Raw genomic sequence first — 21,744 nt, forward strand, 5'->3', positions numbered from 1 at the left:
ATCCTGCTAATGATTTGTTGCATGAGAAGCCGTCTGGATAACGGCCTCCACCATACGCACAACGTCCAGCGTTTGCGCCACGTCGTGCACGCGAATAATCCTTGCACCACTTTTGACGGCGAGTGCGGCCAACGCCAGGCTGCCATAAAGACGCTGATCTACAGGCCGCCCCAACACCTCACCTATCATGCTCTTGCGCGAGACCCCCACAAGCAACGGCAACCCGCTCGGCTGTATGGCCTCCAATTGAGCAAAAAGTTGCAGATTGTGCGCAAGTGACTTGCCAAACCCGAACCCTGGATCCAGCAATAAGCGCGCACGGTCGATGCCTACGATCTCACAGGCTTGCACACGCGCAGCCAGATAGGCATTCACCTCGGCTACCACGTCGGTATAGGTCGGTGCGTTCTGCATACTGCCCGGCTCGCCCTGGCGATGCATCAGGCACACCGGCAAGCCGGTCGCTGCTGCCGCCTGCAAGGCGCCTGGTCGCTCCAGGGCACGTACATCATTTATCATCCCGGCGCCAGCACCCGCGCTCGCCGTCATTACCTCGGGCGTACTGGTGTCGACGGAGACCACCACATCAAAGCGCGCGGTTATGGCTTCGACAACCGGCACCACGCGGCTCAGCTCCTCCTCGGCAGAAACCGGCGCGGCGCCAGGCCGGGTAGACTCGCCACCAACATCTATCAGCGTGGCGCCGGCTGCTACCATGCCCTCAACATGCGCCAATGCTGCGTCCAGGCGGCTGAAGCAACCACCATCGGAAAAGGAGTCAGGGGTAACATTGAGAATGCCCATGATATGGGCATTAGAAAGGTCAAGCTCCCGACTGCCGCACGGCAATCGGGAGCTTACAGCAGGGGCGCTCATGGGTGAATCAATGCTCCCCGGCGGGCCCACCAATCGTGCCACTGTCTTTCGAGGGCTGATCGGGTTTGCTGTCGATGATGTCATCCGGGGTGATTACGGCGCCAGGGCCCGACTTGTCGTCGCCCTGCCAGTTCTTCGGCTCACGCGGCGGACGACCGGACATGATGTCGTCGATCTGCTGAACATCGATGGTTTCGTACTTCATCAAGGCTTCGGCCATCAGATCCAGCTTGTCGCGATTCTCCTCCAGCAGCCGGCGCGCGGTGGCATAGCAGCTGTCGATGATGCTGCGCACTTCCTCGTCGATCATCTTGGCGGTTTCACCCGAGACACCGGAGGCACCGCTACCACCGGCACGACCCAGATAACCCTGATCTTCATCCTCGCCGTACAGCAGCGGACCGAGCTTCTCGGACAAGCCCCACTTGGTCACCATATTCTTGGCCAACTGGGTGGCACGCATGATGTCGTTGGAGGCACCGGTAGTCACTCCATCAAAACCCAGCGTCATTTCCTCGGCGATACGGCCACCGAACAGCGAGCAGATCTGGCTGATCAGCGCTCGCTTGGACAAGCTGTAACGGTCTTCTTCGGGCAGGAACATGGTCACACCCAGCGCGCGACCACGTGGAATGATAGTCACCTTGTAAACCGGATCGTGCTCGGGCACCAGACGGCCGACAATGGCGTGGCCCGACTCGTGGTACGCGGTGTTCAGCTTTTCCTTGTCCGACATGACCATGGACTTGCGCTCGGCGCCCATCATGATCTTGTCCTTGGCCATCTCGAACTCGTGCATCTCGACCAGGCGCTTGTTGTTGCGCGCGGCGAACAGCGATGCCTCGTTAACCAGGTTGGCCAGGTCGGCACCGGAGAAACCGGGGGTGCCGCGAGCAATCAGCGCAGGCACTACATCATCACCCATGGGCACCTTGCGCATGTGCACCTTGAGGATCTGTTCACGGCCGCGAATGTCCGGCAGTCCCACTACTACCTGGCGGTCAAAGCGGCCCGGGCGCAGCAAGGCCGGGTCCAGAACATCAGGACGGTTCGTTGCAGCCACCACGATGATGCCGTCGTTCGGCTCAAAGCCGTCCATCTCGACCAGCAGCTGGTTCAGCGTCTGCTCACGCTCATCATGGCCACCGCCCATTCCAGAGCCACGGTGACGGCCGACGGCGTCGATTTCATCGATAAAGATGATGCAGGGGGCGTGCTTCTTGGCCTGCTCGAACATGTCGCGCACCCGTGATGCGCCCACACCCACGAACATTTCCACGAAGTCGGAACCCGAGATGGTAAAGAAGGGCACCTTGGCTTCGCCGGCAACCGCTTTAGCCAACAGGGTTTTACCAGTACCGGGCTGACCGACCATCAGCACGCCACGCGGGATGTGCCCACCCAGGCGCTGGAACTTGCCGGGGTCGCGCAGAAACTCGACCAGCTCGCTGACATCCTCCTTGGCCTCGTCGCAACCGGCAACGTCGGCGAAGGTGGTTTTCACCTGATCTTCGGACAACATGCGCGCTTTGCTCTTGCCAAAGCTCATGGGGCCGCCGCGACCGCCGCCACCGCCCTGCATCTGGCGCATGAAAAACATGAAGATGGCAATGATGATCAGAATCGGGAAGCTGGCGATCAGCAACTGGGTCCAGATGCTCTGCTGCTCGGGCTGCTTGCCTTCGATGATCACATCATTATCCAGCAGATCACCAATCAGACCGTTGTCCTGGATAGCCGGACGCACCGTCTTGAAGGTTTCACCACCGCGCTCTTTACCGGTGATGATATAGCCGTCCACAGTGACCCGCTCGACCTGGCGATCCTTCACCAGCTCCAGGAACTGGGTGTAGTTCAGCGCATCCGGCTCGCTGGTTTTGCTGAAGTTGTTCATCACCGTGACCAGCACTGCCGCGATGATCAACCACAGGATGAGGTTCTTCGCCATATCGTTCAAATCATTACCCTCTTGCCCCATCGCCGCTATAGCGGGAGCCTCGCTGAGTCTTGTTCCAGTTGACTACCTTACACCAGTTTGGCTGGTGCCGGCAGTCAGCGCTGTGTAACGCCCTGTGTCGCCTGGCCCTGTAGAGACCCACGCGGGTTAGAGGCAGTTCCCACGGGCGCGAACGGAGCCGGCCTTAAGGCTGCCCCTTGAAACCCCGCGCCAGCAGATAGGTTTCACGTGAGCGCCCGCGAGAAGCATCCGGTTTGCGCGTGACCAGCTTGTCGAACTGGTCACGCATCAAACGGAAGTACTCATCAAAACCTTCACCATGAAACACCTTGATCAGAAAATCTCCACCCGGACGCAGCACGCGTCCCGCCATGTCCAGCGCGAGCTCACACAAATACATCGCGCGCGGCTGATCCACTTCGGGTGTACCACTCATATTGGGGGCCATATCGGAAATAACAAGGTCGACCTGGGTATCACCAATGGCAGCGAGAATTTCCTCGAATACGCTGTCTTCGGTGAAATCGCCCTGGATGAAGGTCACATCAGGGATGCTGTCCATCGGCAGGATGTCGGAAGCGATGATGCGCCCCTTCTCACCGATCAGCCGCCCAGCTACCTGCGACCAACCACCGGGCGCGGAGCCGAGATCCAGGACCGTTATGCCGGGTTTGAGAATACGATCGCGCTCTTGAATGGCCAACAGCTTGTAACTGGCGCGCGAGCGATAACCATCCTTCTGGGCCTGCTTGACGAAGGGGTCATCAAAATGTTCTTTCAGCCAGCGCTTGCTGGTCTTTGATTGTGCCACGGAATACCTCGTGCAGCGGGACGCGCCGCCGGTTAAACTAGTGTCTTCACACTCATTAAATCATCATACGGACCATTATGGCGCTCAGTTCCGCACAGAAAAAAGATCTTAAACGCATCGGCCACCATCTCAAGCCGATCGTCATCATCAGTGAACAGGGGGTCAGCGAAGGCGTACTGGCCGAACTGGATCGGGCGCTGAACGATCACGAGCTGATCAAGATCCGCGTGACCGTCAGTGACCGCGATGCCAAACAGGCGCTGATCGGTGACGCCTGCAAGCAGACCGGTGCCGAGCTGGTACAGGTAATCGGCAAGATGGCGATACTGCTGCGCCGTGCCAAGAAGCCCAACGACAACCTGTCCAACCTCAAGCGCTACAAGGATTTCTGAGCGCTTTTACCGCGCAAGGGCGCTAACCGAGGGTTAACGCCCTTCGTCCGGCCGGGGCTGGAATATCAACACCAGCCCTGCAAAGGCCACTACCAGGTAACAAAACAGCGACAGAAACAACCCCTGCGGTAAACTCGCAACCAGGCTGTAGCAGGCTACTGCCACCAACACCACCAGCAGCAATTGTCCGCGCAAGTCACGCCAGAACCGGCGCCCCTCGTAGCCCAGCAATACCAGCAACTGCAGACATGCACAGACGGCAGCAAAACCCAGCATGATCGGGCGCAGCACGCCGCTTACGTCGTCTACCAGCAAGGGCGCCAGGCCAATATGCGTGAGGGCCGGAAGCAGCACGAAATGGGCGGACCAGACACCGCCCACCCAGAGCATAAGCGCCAACTGCCAGACCACCCGACCGCGACGGCCGGCAGACGCCGCTGTCACTTGTGGCTGATCTCGACGATCTCGTATTCCACGACGCCGCCAGGTGTTTTCACGGCTACCACCTCACCCTCTTCCTTGCCGATCAGACCACGGGCAATGGGTGAACTCACCGATATCTTGCGCTGCTTGATGTCGGCCTCGTCGTCACCCACGATCTGATAAACCACTTCTTCATTGGTATCAACGTTGGCGATGGTGACTGTGGTACCGAAAATCACCTTGCCCGTCGGCGCGATCGCCGTGACATCAATCACCTGGGCATTGGACAAGCGGCCCTCGATATCACGAATACGCGCTTCGACCATGCCTTGCTGTTCACGCGCTGCATGGTATTCGGCATTTTCCTTCAGATCACCCAGTTCGCGCGCTTCGGCGATAGCCTGGGTAATCTGAGGACGCATCTCGGTCTTGAGGTGCTTGAGTTCGACTTCGAGGGCTTCAGCGCCCTGCTTGGTCATCGGGTATTTCATCGTTCAGATTCCTTTATGCAAATCCTGGAGACGGCGCACAGCGCGCTCCGGACCAAATTGCAGTGCTGTACAGACCGCAGCGCCACCCGCCAGCGTGGTGGTGGAATACACCTTGTGCTGCAGCGCGTTACGGCGAATGGAGTAGGAGTCGGCAATCGACTGGCGACCTTCGGTGGTATTGATTACCAGCGCGATCTCGTCGTTCTTGATCATATCGACGATGTGCGGACGGCCTTCAGTTACCTTGTTCACGCGGCGCACTGCCAGACCTGCGGCTTCGACCACCTTGGCCGTGCCGCTGGTGGCGACAATATTGAAGCCCAGCTCGATAAGGTCGCGCGCCACGTCGACGACGAATGGCTTGTCGTCTTCACGCACACTGATGAAGACATTACCGCTGGTGGGTAATATTTCACCCGAACCCAGCTGCGCCTTAGCGAAGGCCTCACCGAAGCTGTCACCCACGCCCATGACTTCGCCGGTCGACTTCATTTCCGGCCCGAGTATGGGGTCAACGCCCGGGAACTTGGCAAACGGGAATACCGCTTCCTTGACGCTGTAGTAGCTTGGCACCACCTCTTCGGTGAAGCCAATCTCTTCCAGCGTCTTGCCGGCCATCACGCGGGCGGCAATCTTCGCCAGCGACTGACCAATGCACTTGGACACGAAGGGCACAGTACGCGAAGCGCGCGGATTCACCTCGATCACGTAGATACGGTCGCCCTGCAGTGCAAGCTGCACGTTCATCAGACCGACTACGCCCAGCTCCAGCGCCATGCGCTTGACCTGCTCACGCATTTCATCCTGTACGTGGGCCGGCAGCGAATACGGCGGCAGCGAACAGGCCGAGTCACCGGAGTGCACGCCCGCCTGCTCGATGTGCTGCATGATGGCGCCAATCACCACCTGCTTGCCGTCGGATACCGCGTCGATGTCGACTTCGATAGCGCAATTGAGGAAGTGATCCAGCAGCACCGGGCTGTCGTTGGATACCTTCACCGCATCGCGCAGGTAACGCTTGAGCTCGTCTTCCTGATAGACGATCTCCATGGCGCGGCCGCCCAATACGTAAGAGGGACGAACCACCAGCGGGTAGCCGATCTTGTTGGCCGCGCGAATCGCTTCATCTTCGCTGCGCACAGTCGCATTTGGCGGCTGCAGCAAGTTCAGGCGCTCGACCATCTGCTGGAAACGCTCGCGGTCTTCGGCGCGGTCAATCGCCTCGGGACTGGTCCCGATGATAGGTACACCCGCCTCTTCCAGCGCACGCGCCAGTTTCAAAGGAGTCTGGCCACCGTACTGCACGATCACGCCCTTGGGCTGCTCGACACGAACGATCTCAAGCACGTCTTCCAGAGTAACCGGCTCGAAATACAGGCGATCCGAGGTGTCGTAGTCGGTCGAAACGGTTTCCGGGTTGCAGTTGACCATGATGGTCTCGTAGCCGTCTTCACGCATGGCGAGCGCGGCATGTACGCAGCAGTAGTCGAACTCGATACCCTGGCCAATGCGGTTGGGGCCGCCACCCAGAATCATGATCTTGTCGCGCCCGGACGGATTGGCCTCGCACTCTTCCTCGTAGGTCGAGTACATATAAGCGGTATCGGTGGCGAACTCGGCAGCGCAGGTATCCACCCGCTTATACACCGGGAAGATGTTCAGTTTGTGGCGATGGCGACGCAGGCTCTTCTCGCTCACGGCCAGTAACTGGGCGAGACGGGTATCAGAGAAGCCCTTGCGCTTGAGGCGGAACATCAGGTTGTAATCGACGTCGGCCAGGCCCAGGGTCTTGATCTTTTCCTCTTCCTTGATCAGATCCTCGATCTGTACCAGGAACCAGGGATCGATCTTGGTCAGGTCGAAAATCTGCTGCATGCTCATGCCGGAGCGGAAGGCATCAGCCACATACCAGATGCGGTCGGCACCCGGTACCGTCAGTTCACGGGTCAGCTCGGTCTGCGCGTCAGCGGCAGCCAGATCCACCTTGGGATCGAAACCACAGGCGCCCACTTCCAGGCCGCGCAGCGCTTTCTGCACCGACTCCTGGAACGTACGACCTATGGCCATGACTTCACCTACCGACTTCATCTGCGTGGTCAGACGCGCGTCGGCATTGGGGAATTTCTCGAAGGCAAAGCGCGGAATCTTGGTGACGACGTAATCGATCGATGGCTCGAAGGAGGCCGGCGTGCGACCGCCAGTGATGTCGTTGTGCAACTCATCCAGGGTGTAGCCCACCGCCAGCTTGGCTGCGATCTTGGCAATCGGGAAACCCGTGGCCTTGGACGCCAGCGCAGAAGAGCGCGACACCCGCGGGTTCATCTCGATCACCACCATGCGGCCGGTGTCGGGGCAGATACCGAACTGCACGTTGGAGCCGCCGGTTTCCACACCAATTTCACGCAGCACCGCCAGCGAGGCGTTACGCATGATCTGGTATTCCTTGTCGGTCAGCGTCTGCGCCGGCGCAACCGTGATGGAATCGCCGGTGTGCACACCCATGGGATCGAAATTCTCGATTGAGCAGACGATGATGCAGTTGTCCTTTTTATCGCGGACCACTTCCATCTCGTACTCTTTCCAGCCGATCAGCGACTCGTCGATCAGCAGTTCCTTGGTCGGCGACAGATCCAGCCCGCGGTTGCAGATCTCTTCAAACTCTTCACGGTTGTAAGCGATGCCGCCACCCGTGCCGCCCATGGTGAACGATGGACGGATAATGCAGGGGAAGCCGACCTGATCGAGCACGCCGTAGGCTTCAGCCATGTTGTGGGCGATACCCGAACGCGGGCACTCCAGACCGATGGACTTCATGGCCTTGTCGAAGCGCGAGCGGTCTTCGGCCTTGTCGATGGTATCGGCATTGGCGCCGATCATCTCGACGTTGTATTTCTCCAGCACGCCGTGCTTTTCCAGATCCAGCGCGCAGTTCAGCGCGGTCTGGCCACCCATGGTGGGCAGCAGTGCGTCAGGACGCTCCTTCTCGATGATCTTGGCGACTGTCTGCCACTTGATCGGCTCAATGTAGGTAGCATCGGCCATTGCCGGGTCGGTCATGATGGTGGCCGGGTTGGAGTTCACCAGAATGACCCGGAATCCCTCTTCCTGCAGCGCCTTGCAGGCCTGGGCGCCCGAGTAGTCGAACTCGCAGGCCTGACCAATCACGATGGGGCCAGCGCCGAGGATCAGGATGCTTTTGATATCAGTACGTTTTGGCATAGTCTTTTCAACAAATCCTTGGATGTTCCGGGGCTCAGGCGCGCTTGCTCATGGCATCGATAAAACGGTCGAACAGCGGGGCCACGTCATTGGGTCCGGGGCTGGCTTCTGGGTGGCCCTGGAAGCTGAAGGCGGCCTTGTCGGTCCGCTCGATACCTTGCAGGCTACCGTCGAACAATGATTTGTGGGTCGGGCGCAGATTGGCCGGCAGCGTCGCCTCGTCAACCGCGAAGCCGTGGTTCTGGCTGGTGATCATCACCACACCGGTATCCAGGTCCTGCACTGGATGGTTGGCACCGTGGTGACCATGTCCCATCTTCACCGTCTTGGCGCCGGAGGCCAGCGCCAGCAATTGGTGGCCCAGGCAGATACCAAACACCGGAATCTCGGTTTCCAGCACCTCCTGAATCGCCTTGATGGCATAGTCGCAGGGCTCCGGATCGCCCGGGCCGTTGGCCAGAAAAACGCCGTCGGGATTCATCGCCAGAACGTCAGCCGCCGGCGTCTGTGCCGGCACTACCGTCAGGCGGCAACCACGTGCTACCAACATACGCAGGATATTGAACTTGACCCCGTAGTCGTAAGCCACCACGTGATAAGGCAGATCGGCGTCAGCGCGCTCAGGGTGGCTATCGGTCGCCAGCTCCCATACGCTGGAGCGCCACTGGTATGCCTGTTTGACCGAAACCACCTTGGCCAGATCCATCCCCTTCAGACCAGGGAAGTCGCGCGCCAGCTCCAGCGCCTGCTCTTCGGAAATATCATCGCCCGCCAGCAGACAACCGTTCTGCGAGCCCTTTTCACGCAGAATGCGGGTCAGACGACGCGTGTCGATGCCGGCAATGGCGACAATACCGTTGTCCTTGAGGTATTCATCCAGCGACTGTTTGCTGCGCCAGTTGCTGGCCAGCAGGGGCAGGTCGCGAATGACCAGACCGGCGGCCTGCACCTTGTCGGACTCGACATCTTCCGGCGTGACGCCAGTGTTGCCGATATGGGGATAGGTAAGGGTCACGATTTGACGTGCATAGGAGGGATCAGTAAGGATCTCCTGGTAACCGGTCATGGCCGTGTTGAACACGACCTCGCCGACACTGGAACCGTCGGCGCCGATGGACTCGCCGCGAAAAATGCTACCGTCGGCGAGTGCGAGAATGGCTGGCTTGGACAAGAAAACCTCCGAAAGGACTGACACGTTTCACCAAACGCGGGCTGCACAAAAGCGGGAATGTAGTGTGGAACACAACATCCCGCTCACAAAGGCTTTGTCAGATACGCGCTGAATAGACAGATTAGCGCATTAGTTTAACGACTTGACCCCAAAATATCCAGACCGCAGAGCGGCCGAGTAGGCGGGAGCGCTGCAACGCGATGTCTCAGAACGTGACTTCATTCTCATCTGCTTCTGTGTTAAAACACGCTTTGGGACATTCGTAGCCGGGCCATTGCCCGACATAGACGCCGCAGAGCGTCTTTCAGGTAACCGCAGCAGAACCTGGGCTACACAACAAAAACAAAAATGGACTCGGGGATCTTCCAACATGGTATCGCACTTGAAACGCATCCTTGTGCTGGTTTTGCTGCTTGTGGCACCGCTCGCCCATGCCGACATCCAACGACTGCAACAGCTGCATGAATTTCGCAGTCAGGGATTCCTCGCAGGCACCTACCTGCTGATCGACAACAACCTGTTTGAACGCGTCCGCGAACCTGGTAACCGCGAAATCTACCGCGAAGCCCTGGGCAACATGGACAGCCTGCTACGACAGATGGGCGACAGTAGCCAGCTACGTCCCCTGTACGATGATTTTGTCAGCCTGATTCGCGAACTGGAGCAGTTGCCCGAAGGCGAGCAAGCCTACTACGGGCTGGCTACCGTCAACCGCATCATGATGGCCCACGGCAAGCTGGAAAACGCCGCGGCAGAGCTCTATAACGCAGAAACGACCGACGCCCCGGCACCCCTGCTGGCACTGCACAACCAGAGCGTGGGAACCAGTCGCATACTGCTGCTCTATGAAAACAACATGTTCAGCTCGGTTGGCGTCTACTTCATTCAAACTCAGGAAGGCATTTTCGGCACCCTGGATGCCCAGATCAAACAGGGCTCGGCCGAACTCAAGACACTGCTCCCGGAGCACCAGGACACCTTCAATCAGCTGGACCAGCAGTACAGCTTCATTGAGCCGCGTCTGATCAACCACCACACGGACTGGGTTCCCACCATCGCCGCCTTCTACCTGCGCAAGAACATCGAAACCCTGGACAGCCTGTCCAGCGAGCAGGCAAACCTGGCACTCAACGCGGGCTAAACGCCACCGCAAAAAAAAAGCGCGTGCACCTGGGTGCCACGCGCTTTTTTATTACTGCAGCACTTCAGCCCTTGAGATCGAGCACATCCTGCATGTCGAACAGGCCCGAGTCACGGCCTGCCAACCACAAGGCTGAACGCACCGCCCCTTTGGCAAAGGTCATCCGACTGGATGCCTTGTGGGTGATTTCTACCCGCTCGCCTTCGGTGGCAAACAGCACAGTGTGATCGCCCACCACATCGCCAGCACGCACGGTAGCAAAACCGATAGTGTTGCGATCCCGCGCACCGGTCTGCCCTTCGCGGCCGTACACTGCAACCTCTGCCAGGTCTCGATCCAGCGCCTTGGCAACCACTTCGCCCATGCGCAACGCGGTTCCTGACGGTGCATCCACCTTGTGTCTGTGGTGCGCCTCGATGATCTCGATATCAGCCTCATCGCCCATCACCCGCGCAGCCATATCCAGCAGCTTGAGACAGAGATTCACACCCACACTGAAGTTGGGCGCAAAGACGATGGGAATACGCTTGCCTGCTTCGGCGAGCCGGGCCTTTTCGGCGTCACTGAAGCCGGTGGTGCCAATGACCATGGCCTTGCCTGCCGCCAGACAGGCCTCCAGATTGAGCAGCGTGGTCGTCGGATGAGTGAAGTCGATCAGCACATCAAAATCATCCAGCACTGCCTCCAGACTGCCACTGATGGCAACGCCCAGACGTCCCACGCCGGCCAACTCGCCGGCGTCCGCACCTACCAGAGAGCTGTCAGGGCGTTCGATTGCCGCCGTCAGCTCAGCACCCTCGGCCTGACCTATAGCCTCGATCAGGGTTTTGCCCATGCGCCCGGCCGCGCCAATTACCGCTATCCGACTCATGTTGCGCTCCCGCCTCAGAATTTCATGTCTTCAAAGAAGTTCTTCACGCCATCGAACCAGCTTTTGGCCCGGGGCGACTGGCTGGAACCTTCTTCTTCCAGGGTTTCACGCAACTCTTGCAGCAGCTCGCGCTGTCGCTTGGTCAGGTTCACCGGGGTCTCCACGGCAATGCGACATAGCAGATCACCTGCACCGCCGCCACGCACCGGCGTCACACCCTTGCCGCGCAAGCGGAACAGCTTGCCGGTTTGCGCACCTTCCGGAATCTTCAGCTTGACCCGCCCATCGAGCGTGGGCACTTCGAGCTCACCGCCCAGGGCGGCATCCACGAAGCTGATTGGCACCTCACAGTAGAGATTCTTGCCGTCACGCTGGAAGATCTTGTGCTCACGCACCGAGACCACCACATAGAGGTCGCCCGCCGGGCCGCCATTGGCTCCGGCCTCACCCTCACCGGCAAGGCGAATGCGATCACCGGTATCGACACCCGCCGGCACCTTGACCGACAAGTTCTTCTGCTTCTCGACCCGGCCTTCGCCGTGACAGTCGTTACAGGGATCGGTAATCATCTTGCCGGTGCCGTGGCAACGCGGGCAGGTCTGCTGTACCGAGAAGAAGCCCTGCTGCATACGCACCTGACCGTGACCACCACAGGTAGAACAGGTCGTAGGCGTGGTGCCTTTCTTGGCGCCGGTGCCATCACAGGTTTCACAGCCAACCAGGGTGGGCACACGGATGGTCACCGAGGTACCGCGAACGGCCTCTTCCAGATCCAGCTCCAGGGTATAGCGCAGGTCGCTGCCGCGCTGCACGCTGGAGCGGCCACGACCACCACCGCCGCCACCAAAGATGTCGCCAAACACGTCGCCGAAGATATCGGAGAAGTTGGCACCGCCAAAACCGCCCGCACCACCAGCGCCCATGTTCGGGTCGACGCCGGCATGGCCGTATTGATCATAGGCTGCGCGCTTGTTGGCGTCGGTCAGAATCTCATAGGCCTCAGTGGCTTCCCTGAACTTTTCATCCGCCTTTTCATCATCCGGATTACGGTCCGGATGGAACTTCATCGCCAAGCGGCGATAAGCCTTTTTCAGCTCGGCTTCGCTGGCGCCCTTCTCGACACCCAGCACTTCATAATAATCACGCTTGGACATTTATTCGGCTTCCTTCACATTCGCTCAGCACAAACGGCAACGCGGGAGAAGCTCCCGCGTTGTCTGGCAGAGTCGGTTTGCGCCACCGTGGCATCATTGCATTGGCAGCGCAAAACCGTGGTTCATCAAGGACTTACTTGTTGTCCTTGACCTCTTCGAACTCGGCATCGACAACGTCGTCAGCATCATTGCTGCCAGCGTCGGCATCGGCACCTTGCGCACCCGGCTGACCGGCCTGGGCCTGCTCGGCGTACATCTTCTGCACCAGCGGACCGGACGCCTCGGAAAGAGCATTGATCTTGGCCTCTATGGCCTCCTTGTCGTCGCTCTTGATTGCCGCTTCCAGATCACCCAGCGCGGTTTCGATCGCCGCCTTCTCTTCAGCAGTTGCCTTGTCGCCCGCCTCGGTCAGCGTCTTGCGCGTCGCGTGCACCAGTTGATCGGCCTGGTTACGGGTGGTGACCAGCTCTTCGAACTTGCGATCTTCCTCGGCGTTAGCCTCGGCGTCGCGCACCATCTGATCGATCTCTTCATCGGACAGACCGGAAGAGGCCTTGATCACGATGGACTGTTCCTTGCCGGTCGCCTTGTCTTTGGCCGACACATTAAGGATACCGTTGGCGTCGATATCGAAAGCAACCTCGATCTGCGGTACGCCGCGCTGCGCTGGCGGAATGTCGGCCAGATCGAAGCGACCCAGTGACTTGTTCTGACCAGCCTGCTTGCGCTCACCCTGCAGCACGTGAATGGTCACGGCGGTCTGGTTGTCGTCAGCAGTAGAGAACACCTGCGACTTCTTGGTCGGGATGGTGGTGTTCTTCTCGATCAGCGCCGTCATCACGCCGCCCATGGTTTCGATGCCCAGCGACAGCGGAGTCACGTCCAGCAGCAGCACATCCTTCACGTCACCGGCCAGTACCGCACCCTGAATAGACGCACCGATGGCGACGGCTTCATCCGGGTTAACGTCCTTGCGCGGCTCCTTGTTGAAGAACTCGGAGACGGTCTTCTGCACCAGCGGCATGCGTGTCTGACCACCCACCAGGATCACGTCGTTGATCTCGGAGATGTCCAGGCCGGCGTCCTGCATTGCTACGCGGCAAGGCTCGATGCTGCGCTTGATCAGATCTTCTACCAGCGACTCCAGCTTGGCGCGAGTGACCTTGACGTTCAAGTGCTTGGGACCAGTTGCATCTGCAGTGATGTAGGGCAGATTGACGTCGGTCTGCTGGCTGGAAGACAGCTCAATCTTGGCCTTCTCGGCAGCTTCCTTCAGACGCTGCAGCGCCAGCGGATCGTTGTGCAGATCAACACTGTTTTCTTTCTTGAACTCATCGGCCAGATAATCGATCAGGCGCATGTCGAAATCTTCACCACCCAGGAAGGTGTCGCCGTTGGTGGCCAGCACTTCAAACTGGTGCTCGCCATCCACTTCGGCAATTTCGATAACCGAAACGTCGAACGTACCGCCACCCAGGTCATAAACCACAATGGTGGAGTCGCCACGCGCCTTGTCCATACCGTAAGCCAGCGCGGCTGCAGTCGGCTCGTTGATGATGCGCTTGACTTCCAGACCGGCAATACGACCGGCGTCCTTGGTTGCCTGACGCTGGCTGTCGTTGAAGTAGGCAGGCACCGTGATTACTGCTTCGGTAACCGGCTCGCCGAGGTAATCTTCGGCGGTCTTCTTCATTTTCTTCAGCACTTCAGCAGATACCTGCGGGGGCGCCATCTTCTCGTCGTTGACCTGAACCCAGGCATCGCCGTTGTCGGCCTTGACGATCTTGTAAGGCACCAGCTTGATGTCTTTCTGAACCACTTCTTCATCGAAGCGACGGCCAATCAAACGCTTTACCGCATACAGCGTGTTGTGCGGATTGGTCACCGCCTGACGCTTGGCAGACTGACCCACCAGGGTCTCGCCGTCATTGGTGTAGGCCACAATGGAAGGCGTGGTACGCGCGCCTTCGGCGTTCTCGATCACCTTGGCGGTGCCGTTTTCCATGATGGAGACACAGGAGTTGGTGGTCCCCAGGTCGATACCGATAATCTTGCCCATATCTATTCTCCGAGTCTTGCTGCCGCGGATAACCAGCGGCGAGGTTTAGTCTGTGTATGAACCCTAGATGGGGTCATCGAAATCAATTTCAAGCCTGCTCATCAATCGATGGCGTTGGCTGTGAAGGCGCCTTGCTCACTACCACCATCGCCGGACGCAGCAGGCGGCCGCTCAGCGTATAGCCCTTCTGGAACACCTTGATCACGGTGTTGGGCTCAAGACTGTCGCGCTCTTCCATCGCCATTGCCTGATGAAATTCGGGGTTGAAGGGCTCGCCCTCAGGCACCACAGGAACGATCTGAAAGCGGCCCAGGGTGTCGGCGAACATCTTCAGGGTCAGCTCAATGCCTTCGCGCATCGGCTTGATTGCCGGATCGTCCGGATTGGACAATTCCATGCCGCGCTCGAGGCTATCGAGGATGGGCAGCAGGTCGTTGGCGAAGCGCTCCAGCGCGAACTTGTGCGCCTTCTCTACCTCCTGCTCCGCCCGGCGACGCGCATTCTGCACGTCTGCCACTGCCCGCAGGGCCTGATCCTGGGCGGTTGCCAGCTGCTCTTCAAGACTGGCCACGCGAGCCGCGAGATCACCTTCAGGCGTATCCAGGGTCTCGTCTACCAGGCCATCCTGATCCTGCAGATCGGGTCTCTGTTCATCAGCCATCTGTTTCTCCTGTCATGCAAAAAATGGGGCGTACGGCGAAAGCTCAGGCGCCCATGCGCCGCCCAACCCGGACCTATATAAAACGTGCTGGCAACCTATATGGGGTCGCAATTCACGGCTTCAAGGGGGATTGGGCAAGTCAGGCGCAATTTGCGCAGACTCTTGTCTGCATTAGGCAAACTACTGTATAAACAACCAGAACACTCACTCAGGGAGCGCGAGCCATGCTGGTACATCTTGCGGTCAACAATTACGCCATCGTCGATCATCTGGAGCTGGAGCTGCGTGGTGGCATGAGCGTGATCTCCGGCGAAACCGGGGCGGGCAAATCCATCATGCTTGACGCCCTGGCGCTCACTCTGGGCGACCGTGCCGATAGCGGCGCCGTACGCCCCGGTACCGACAAGGCCGATATTCTTGCCACCTTTGATGTCAGCGATATTGCCGAGGCCCGCGAGTGGTTGAGCAACCGCGACCTGCAGCAGGAAGACAATCAGGTCATTCTGCGCCGCGTGATTACCAGCGAAGGCCGCTCGCGCGGCTACATCAACGGCGCCCCCTGTCCGCAGCAGGATCTGCGCGCTCTGGGCGAGATGCTGATCGATATTCATAGCCAGCACGAACACCAATCACTGCTCAAGACCGATACTCACCGCCGCCTGCTCGACGAGTTTGCCGGCGCGGGCGATCTCGCGCGCCAGGTGCATCTCGCTGCGCAGCGCTGCAAGCAGACCGAGAAAACCCTCAGGCAGGTCAGCCAGCAAGGCGCTGAGCAGCTTGCCCGTCAACAACTGCTGGCCTATCAACTCGAAGAGCTGGAAAACCTCAGCCTGCAGGAAGATGAGCTGCAGGCGCTGGAAAACGAGCAACGCCAGCTGGCCAGCGCCGATCAGATCCTGCACTCGTGTCAGCAGGTGATCAACGTCTGCAGCGAGAATGATGCCGGCAGCGTACTGGAAGCCTTGACTGCCAGTCTGCACCGCCTGGAAAGCTTCAAGGCCCATCACCCGCAACTGCGCGAAGCCAACGACCTGCTCGCCAGCGCGCAGATACAGATAGAAGAAGCGGTAGGCGAGCTCACCCGCTACCTCGATCATTTCGAGGCCGACCCGGAACGCCAACAGTATGTCGAGGAGCGCCTGAGCGCCATCTTCGAGCTGGCCCGCAAGCACCGCATTACGCCGCAGGAACTGCCGGCTCTACAGCAACAGCTGATCGATGAACTGGAGGCCCAACAACAACGGGGCGCGGATGCCGAGCAACTACAGGAAGAATTGATCGCCTACCAGGAGCATTACCGCAAGCTGGCCGCCAAGTTGTCAGCCACCCGACAAAAGGACGCCGTACGCCTGAGCAAGGCGGTCAGCAAGGAAATACAACAGCTGGGCATGCCCGGTGGGCGCGTCGAGCTGCAACTGACGGCGCTGAACGCCGGAGATTACCCGGTAACCGGATTGGAAAGCGTGGAGTTTCTGGTCAGCGCCAACCCGGGGCAACCGGCCAAGCCTCTGGCCAAGGTCGCATCCGGCGGCGAGCTGTCGCGCATCAGTCTGGGCATCCAGGTAATTACCGCGCAAACATCTCGCGTACCCACCCTGGTGTTCGATGAAGTAGACGTTGGAATTGGCGGCCCCACCGCAGAAATTGTCGGCCAGTTACTACGCCAGCTTGGCGCGCGCGGCCAGGTATTGACGGTCACGCACCTGCCCCAGGTGGCAGCGCAGGGTCATCAGCACCTGTTCGTGCGCAAACAGCAGAGCAAGAACGAAACCCGCACCTGTATTGATCAACTCGATGAGCAAGCCAGAGTGCAGGAGGTGGCGCGGATGCTCGGCGGCATCGATCTTACCGACGAGTCCCTAGCCCATGCTCGCAAGCTGTTGTCTGCGGTGAGCTGAGGCCTGCCAGAAACCACAAAGCCAGACCGCAGAGGCCTGGCTTTGGCTGTCAACCGAGCGCGTAATCGAAGGACGAGTTACTTGCTGCCGGCTTTTTTCACGTACAGCACCAGATTGTGATCTACCATCTCGAAGCCGTGCTTCTCGACGATTTCGCGCTGACGGCGTTCAATCTCGGGATCGAAAAACTCGATCACCTCACCGGTGTCGACACACACCATGTGATCGTGATGCTCGCCATCAGCCAATTCAAACACGGCGTGGCCACCATCAAAGTTGTGGCGCACTACCAGACCAGCCGATTCAAACTGAGTCAAAACACGATAAACGGTCGCCAGACCGACGTCTTCACCAGCCTCCATCAGCGCCTTGTATACGTCTTCAGCACTCATGTGACGCTCTTGTGAACCATCGAGCATTTGCAGAATCTTAACCCGAGGCAAGGTTACCTTCAGGCCGGCTTTGCGGAGTTCTTGATTTTCTACCATGGTTTACTTTCTCGTTCAGCGCTTCGCAGAGCGGTATCAGTCGGGTATGATTCAAGGCCATTCAGCCATTTCAAGATAGTGGATGTTACCACGTGACGCCAAAAAGCATTAATCAAATACTTCTCCTGTTGCTATGCACTGCCTCTATTACTCTCAGCGGATGTGGTTTCATTCCCGGGGTCTACAAAATCGACGTGCAACAGGGCAACGTCGTAACACAGGACATGGTCGACCAGCTTCGTCCGGGCATGACTCAACGTCAGGTGCGTTTCATCATGGGCACGCCACTGTTGCAGGACACCTTTCACCCTGACCGCTGGGACTATCTGTACAGCATGAAGTCGGGCCGCAGCGACCGAGTGCAGAAACGTATCAGCCTGAATTTTGAAGACAATCGCCTGGTTGGGCTGTCTGGCGACTTCATGCCGGGTACCAGCACCGATGATGAAATCATGGGTGGCCAGCAGGACGGTGAGGATGCCGGCACTACCGAGAGCTATCCGGTTGACTTGGGCGCCCCGCTGGGCACCGGCGAGTAAACCGCTTTCCGTGCTTGAACTGAAAAGGGCGCCTTGGGCGCCCTTTTTCGTTTCAGCTTACCCGTCAACTCTCTTCTTCCTTCGCTGCCTTGGCCTTGGCAGCCCGCTGCTTGCGCACCTCTTTCGGGTCGGCAATCAGGGGACGGTACATCTCCACCCGCTCCCCCGGCTGGAGTATGCGCTCCTCCGGCTTGGGTACCGCTTTGCCAAAAATACCGACCGGGCAACTGGTCACGTTCAGCTCCGGAAAATGATCCGCCATCCGCGATAGCGCCACAGCTTCTCTCATGTTGGTGCCTTCAGGCACGCTCAAACTGATGATCTTCTGCTTGTGTGGTAGCGCGTACGCCACCTCCACCACCATGCTCTTTTCAGCCACCGTATATCTCCTTGGCACGCTGGCAGAAAGCATCAACCAGGGTATTGGCTGCCTGATTGAACAGCGGGCCCAGGGTCGCCTTGACCAGCGGCCCGGAGTAATCGAACTGCAGATCCAGGGTGATCTTGCAGGCCGCATCGCCCAGCGCTTTGAACTCCCAGACACCTTGCAGATCACTGAAAGGGCCATCCACCAGGTGCAAGCTGATGCGCTCATCGGGAATCAGGGTATTGCGCGTGGTGAACGATTGGGAAAACCCCGCCTTGGATACGGTCAGCTCGGCGCACATTTCTATATCGCTCTCGCTAATCACCTCGGCCTTGGAACACCACGGCAAGAATTCAGGGTAACGCTCCACCCGGTTTACCAGCTCATACAGATGGCTCGCAGGATAGGGCAGCAGGGCCGAACGTTGAATATGCGTCATGCGGTTATCACTTGGTCAGTTCCGTAATGAATATGATCAGAATACCTGCAGGGGCAAGATAGCGTAACAGCCAATACACCAACGGGAACAGGCGCGGATGCTTCAGCGCCAGTTCCCCGCGGAAAACTTCCCGGTCCAGCACCCAGCCGGCAAAGAGCACAAACAACAGACCGCCCAGCGGCAGAAATATTCGACTGGTCAGGTAATCGATACTTTCGAAGAAGGTCTTGCCGCCCTCGGAAGTCCAGAGGAAAAAGTGCCAGCCTTCGGCATTGGTCACAAAGAACCGCGCCTCTGCCAGCAGATTGAACGAGAACACAGTACCCAGGCCTACCACCCAGCAGAACAGCGCCATAAGGGCGGTAATAAAGGGCCGGCTCTTGCCGCTGCGCTCTACCCAGTAAGCGACGGCAGGCTCAAGCATGGAAATGGCCGAGCTCCAGGCGGCAATTGCCACCAGCACAAAAAACACCACCCCAAATACCGCGCCCATGCTGATGTTGCCGAAGGCGATAGGCAGGGTGACAAACATCAAGCCCGGCCCGGCACTGGGCTCGAGCCCCGCCGCGAAGACCACCGGAAACAGCGCCATGCCGGCGGTAAGCGCCACCAGAGTGTCGAGCAAGCCCACAGTGATGATGGTCGAGCCGAGAGATGCCTTGCGTGGCATATAGGCGCCAAACACCATGATAGAGCCTACGCCGACACTGAGGGTAAAGAACGCGTGCCCCATTGCAGCGAGAATGCCCTCAGGCACCTTGGCAAGATCGAAATGGAACAGAAAGCGCACCCCTTCCATGAAGTGGCCCGTGGTCATGCTGTAGCCCAGCAGCACCACCAACAGCACAAAGAGCAAGGGCATCAGGATGCGTAAGCTGCGCTCCAGCCCGGCTACCACGCCACGCGCGATAATGTAGGCCGTCAATAGCATGAACAGCGTATGCCAGAGCGTAAGACGGACCGGATCGCCCGTCAGCGCATCAAAACGCGCGCCCGCCCCGGCGCCATCGATCCCGTTGAAATCGCCCCGCCCCATCGCCAGGATGTAATCCAGCGCCCAGCCAGCGACAACACTATAAAAGGACAGGATCAACAACGCCGCAAGCATGCCCATCATCGCCGCCCACGACCAGCGCTCGGACGCGCCAGACTGCCGAGCCAGGCTGCGCAGGGTATTTACCGGGCTCTGCCGGCCGCGGCGCCCCAACAGCGTCTCCGCCAACATCACTGGCAAGCCGATCAGCGCAATGCAGCACAGATACACCAATACGAAGGCTCCGCCGCCATAGGCGCCGGCCATATAGGGAAACTTCCAGATATTACCCAGCCCCACAGCCGAGCCCGTCGCAGCCAGAATAAACACCCAGCGGCTAGCCCATATCCCGTGAATCGATACCTTCTCGTTGGTCATATCCGTTCCCGGTCAGCCCTGAAAAAAGAACGGCATTGTCCAGATTTTGATCAGTCGCCACAAGCCAGAGTGACAGACCGGCACCTGCCCACGCCGGGATTGCGGCACTTTGTGCCATTCAACAGGTCAGTGAAACTGCAAACCAGACCTGTTTTACCCATAAATATAGGTATAATGCGCCGCCTATGAGCAAGCAAAAAAACGCCAAGGCCAACAGCGGCACCATAGCGCTGAACAAGAAGGCCAAACACGACTACTTTATCGAAGACCGCTTTGAGGCAGGCCTGGCCCTGACCGGGTGGGAAGTCAAAAGCCTGCGCGAAGGTAAAGTGCAGTTGGTCGACAGCTACGTGCTATTGAAGAATGATGAAGCCTTCCTGCTCGGCGCGCATGTCTCCCCGCTGATGACCGCCAGCACCCACGTGGTAGCCGACCCCACCCGTACCCGCAAATTGCTGCTGCATGCACGCGAGATCGACAAACTGATCATCGGCGTGCAGCAGAAGGGTTTCGCCTGCGTGCCGCTGGCTCTCTATTGGAAGGGGCACCTGGTGAAATGCGAAATCGCGCTGGTGCGCGGCAAGAAGGATTTCGACAAACGCCAGACTCTCAAAGAGCGTGACTGGGACCGTGAGAAGCAGCGCGTGGTGCGCGATAACCAGCGCTGAAAAAAATTCGAATTATTTTTGAACTATCTGAAACCGGCTGCGTCAGAGTAAGTAACAGGGCTGGTCCGCTCCACCAGTCCGGTTTATGGTTTAAAGCAAGCAAGACCCTATACCCTGCCCGTCAGGGTATTTTTTTGTGCGCGTATCGCACCGCCCTTGTCAGGCGGAACCTTTCGCGTACAATCGCGTCTCAGTAACACACCTGAAAGATTTGGGGCCGATTTGGATTCGACGACGGTTACAAAACTGGAGGGGCATGCCGAGTTGGTAACAGAACTCGTAAATCCACTGTTGCAAACCTATATAATTGCCAATGACGACAATTATGGTGCTCAACTAGCTGCGTAAGCAGCCTAGAAAGCACTTCTGGTAGCTTCGGCTCCAGCGATCATCAGGGGATGCCTGTAAACCCGAAGTGATCGTCAGATAGAACAGGATCGCTGCTTAGTACGTTGTGGACGATGCAGCTAAACATTACACAACTCGCTCCAAGCACCCTGCCACTCGGGCGGTGAGGAGTTAACTCAGTAGAGCTGGCTAAGCATGTAGACCCAATAGCGGCGGACTGGCGGACGGGGGTTCAAATCCCCCCGGCTCCACCAAATATACATCTAAGGGCGTCCACGGACGTCCTTTTTTGTGTCTTAAGCAACCATAAATCAACAACTTACGATACATAGGCGTCCATTGACGTCCATGGGAAGCCAC

General features: G+C 58.6%; 19 protein-coding genes, 1 other RNA gene and 1 pseudogene. 6 read left to right on the forward strand and 15 right to left on the reverse strand.

The features are described 5' to 3' along the window. Positions 1-6 precede the first annotated feature (6 nt). The 3 genes from folP to rlmE all read right to left on the reverse strand — a co-directional run bounded on the left by folP (position 7) and on the right by rlmE (position 3,644). Complete coding sequence (folP, locus tag V7756_RS16250; protein ID WP_335611247.1) at positions 7-876, reverse strand: dihydropteroate synthase; 870 nt, start codon at positions 874-876, stop codon at positions 7-9. A 7-nt stretch (positions 877-883) separates the two neighbouring features. Then, on the reverse strand, positions 884-2,824 hold the full coding sequence (ftsH, locus tag V7756_RS16255; protein WP_335611248.1) for an ATP-dependent zinc metalloprotease FtsH: 1,941 nt from the start codon (positions 2,822-2,824) through the stop codon (positions 884-886). A gap of 193 nt (positions 2,825-3,017) precedes the next feature. Then, positions 3,018-3,644 carry a 23S rRNA (uridine(2552)-2'-O)-methyltransferase RlmE gene (rlmE, locus tag V7756_RS16260; RefSeq protein ID WP_335611249.1) on the reverse strand — a complete coding sequence of 209 codons (627 nt, stop codon included), beginning with the start codon at positions 3,642-3,644 and terminating at the stop codon, positions 3,018-3,020. Positions 3,645-3,721: 77 nt separating this feature from the next. Between rlmE and yhbY the strand changes: the two genes are divergently transcribed. Beyond that, entirely contained in the window at positions 3,722-4,036 is a 315-nt protein-coding gene (gene yhbY, locus V7756_RS16265) for a ribosome assembly RNA-binding protein YhbY (RefSeq protein ID WP_335611250.1), read from the forward strand. Between the two features lie 33 nt (positions 4,037-4,069). Here the strand turns inward: yhbY and V7756_RS16270 are convergent, their stop codons facing one another. From V7756_RS16270 to carA, 4 genes are read right to left on the reverse strand one after another with little or no spacing between them, the layout of a single operon-like run. Continuing rightward, a complete protein-coding gene (locus tag V7756_RS16270; protein WP_335611280.1) occupies positions 4,070-4,447 on the reverse strand; it encodes an MFS transporter in 378 nt (125 codons plus the stop codon). A 29-nt stretch (positions 4,448-4,476) separates the two neighbouring features. Next, the gene (greA, locus tag V7756_RS16275; protein ID WP_335611251.1) at positions 4,477-4,950 is read right to left on the reverse strand and encodes a transcription elongation factor GreA; all 474 of its coding nucleotides are present in this window, start codon (positions 4,948-4,950) and stop codon (positions 4,477-4,479) included. Between the two features lie 3 nt (positions 4,951-4,953). After that, positions 4,954-8,169 (reverse strand): carbamoyl-phosphate synthase large subunit, encoded by a 3,216-nt coding sequence (carB, locus tag V7756_RS16280; RefSeq protein ID WP_335611252.1) that lies wholly within the window; start codon positions 8,167-8,169, stop codon positions 4,954-4,956. A gap of 34 nt (positions 8,170-8,203) precedes the next feature. Then, entirely contained in the window at positions 8,204-9,340 is a 1,137-nt protein-coding gene (carA, locus tag V7756_RS16285) for a glutamine-hydrolyzing carbamoyl-phosphate synthase small subunit (protein WP_335611253.1), read from the reverse strand. A gap of 382 nt (positions 9,341-9,722) precedes the next feature. Here carA and V7756_RS16290 point away from each other — a divergent pair, with 382 nt between their 5' ends. Beyond that, on the forward strand, positions 9,723-10,481 hold the full coding sequence (locus tag V7756_RS16290) for a hypothetical protein (protein WP_335611254.1): 759 nt from the start codon (positions 9,723-9,725) through the stop codon (positions 10,479-10,481). Between the two features lie 64 nt (positions 10,482-10,545). On the opposite strand, the gene dapB is transcribed toward V7756_RS16290, so the two are convergent. The 4 genes from dapB to grpE form a co-directional block, all read right to left on the reverse strand. Continuing rightward, the gene (gene dapB, locus V7756_RS16295) at positions 10,546-11,352 is read right to left on the reverse strand and encodes a 4-hydroxy-tetrahydrodipicolinate reductase (protein ID WP_335611255.1); all 807 of its coding nucleotides are present in this window, start codon (positions 11,350-11,352) and stop codon (positions 10,546-10,548) included. 14 nt (positions 11,353-11,366) lie between these two features. Further along, positions 11,367-12,506 (reverse strand): molecular chaperone DnaJ, encoded by a 1,140-nt coding sequence (dnaJ, locus tag V7756_RS16300; protein ID WP_335611256.1) that lies wholly within the window; start codon positions 12,504-12,506, stop codon positions 11,367-11,369. Positions 12,507-12,639: 133 nt separating this feature from the next. Beyond that, positions 12,640-14,565, reverse strand: a complete 1,926-nt coding sequence (gene dnaK, locus V7756_RS16305; RefSeq protein WP_335611257.1) for a molecular chaperone DnaK — start codon at positions 14,563-14,565, stop codon at positions 12,640-12,642. Between the two features lie 88 nt (positions 14,566-14,653). Beyond that, positions 14,654-15,226 carry a nucleotide exchange factor GrpE gene (gene grpE, locus V7756_RS16310; RefSeq protein WP_335611258.1) on the reverse strand — a complete coding sequence of 191 codons (573 nt, stop codon included), beginning with the start codon at positions 15,224-15,226 and terminating at the stop codon, positions 14,654-14,656. 224 nt (positions 15,227-15,450) lie between these two features. On the opposite strand from grpE, the gene recN reads away from it, so the two are divergent. Further along, positions 15,451-17,124, forward strand: a complete 1,674-nt coding sequence (gene recN, locus V7756_RS16315; RefSeq protein ID WP_335611259.1) for a DNA repair protein RecN — start codon at positions 15,451-15,453, stop codon at positions 17,122-17,124. Positions 17,125-17,201: 77 nt separating this feature from the next. Here the strand turns inward: recN and fur are convergent, their stop codons facing one another. Then, positions 17,202-17,612 (reverse strand): ferric iron uptake transcriptional regulator, encoded by a 411-nt coding sequence (gene fur / locus V7756_RS16320; protein ID WP_335611260.1) that lies wholly within the window; start codon positions 17,610-17,612, stop codon positions 17,202-17,204. Between the two features lie 107 nt (positions 17,613-17,719). Between fur and V7756_RS16325 the strand changes: the two are divergent. Continuing rightward, positions 17,720-18,094: pseudogene (locus V7756_RS16325) on the forward strand (outer membrane protein assembly factor BamE); the annotation flags it as partial. A 121-nt stretch (positions 18,095-18,215) separates the two neighbouring features. On the opposite strand, the gene V7756_RS16330 reads toward V7756_RS16325, so the two are convergent. The 3 genes from V7756_RS16330 to V7756_RS16340 are packed head-to-tail and all read right to left on the reverse strand — an operon-like array spanning position 18,216 to position 20,368. Further along, entirely contained in the window at positions 18,216-18,530 is a 315-nt protein-coding gene (locus tag V7756_RS16330; protein ID WP_335611261.1) for an RnfH family protein, read from the reverse strand. Further along, positions 18,523-18,957, reverse strand: a complete 435-nt coding sequence (locus V7756_RS16335) for a type II toxin-antitoxin system RatA family toxin (RefSeq protein WP_335611262.1) — start codon at positions 18,955-18,957, stop codon at positions 18,523-18,525. The genes V7756_RS16330 and V7756_RS16335 overlap by 8 nt, the downstream gene beginning before the upstream one ends. Positions 18,958-18,964: 7 nt before the next feature. Beyond that, on the reverse strand, positions 18,965-20,368 hold the full coding sequence (locus V7756_RS16340; protein WP_335611263.1) for a sodium-dependent transporter: 1,404 nt from the start codon (positions 20,366-20,368) through the stop codon (positions 18,965-18,967). A gap of 185 nt (positions 20,369-20,553) precedes the next feature. On the opposite strand from V7756_RS16340, the gene smpB reads away from it, so the two are divergent. After that, complete coding sequence (gene smpB, locus V7756_RS16345; protein ID WP_335611264.1) at positions 20,554-21,036, forward strand: SsrA-binding protein SmpB; 483 nt, start codon at positions 20,554-20,556, stop codon at positions 21,034-21,036. Between the two features lie 213 nt (positions 21,037-21,249). Continuing rightward, positions 21,250-21,638: a transfer-messenger RNA gene (ssrA, locus tag V7756_RS16350) on the forward strand. The last annotated feature ends 106 nt before the right edge of the window (positions 21,639-21,744 follow it).

It is taken from the genome of Halopseudomonas sp. (assembly GCF_036961105.1).
Taxonomy (GTDB): domain Bacteria; phylum Pseudomonadota; class Gammaproteobacteria; order Pseudomonadales; family Pseudomonadaceae; genus Halopseudomonas.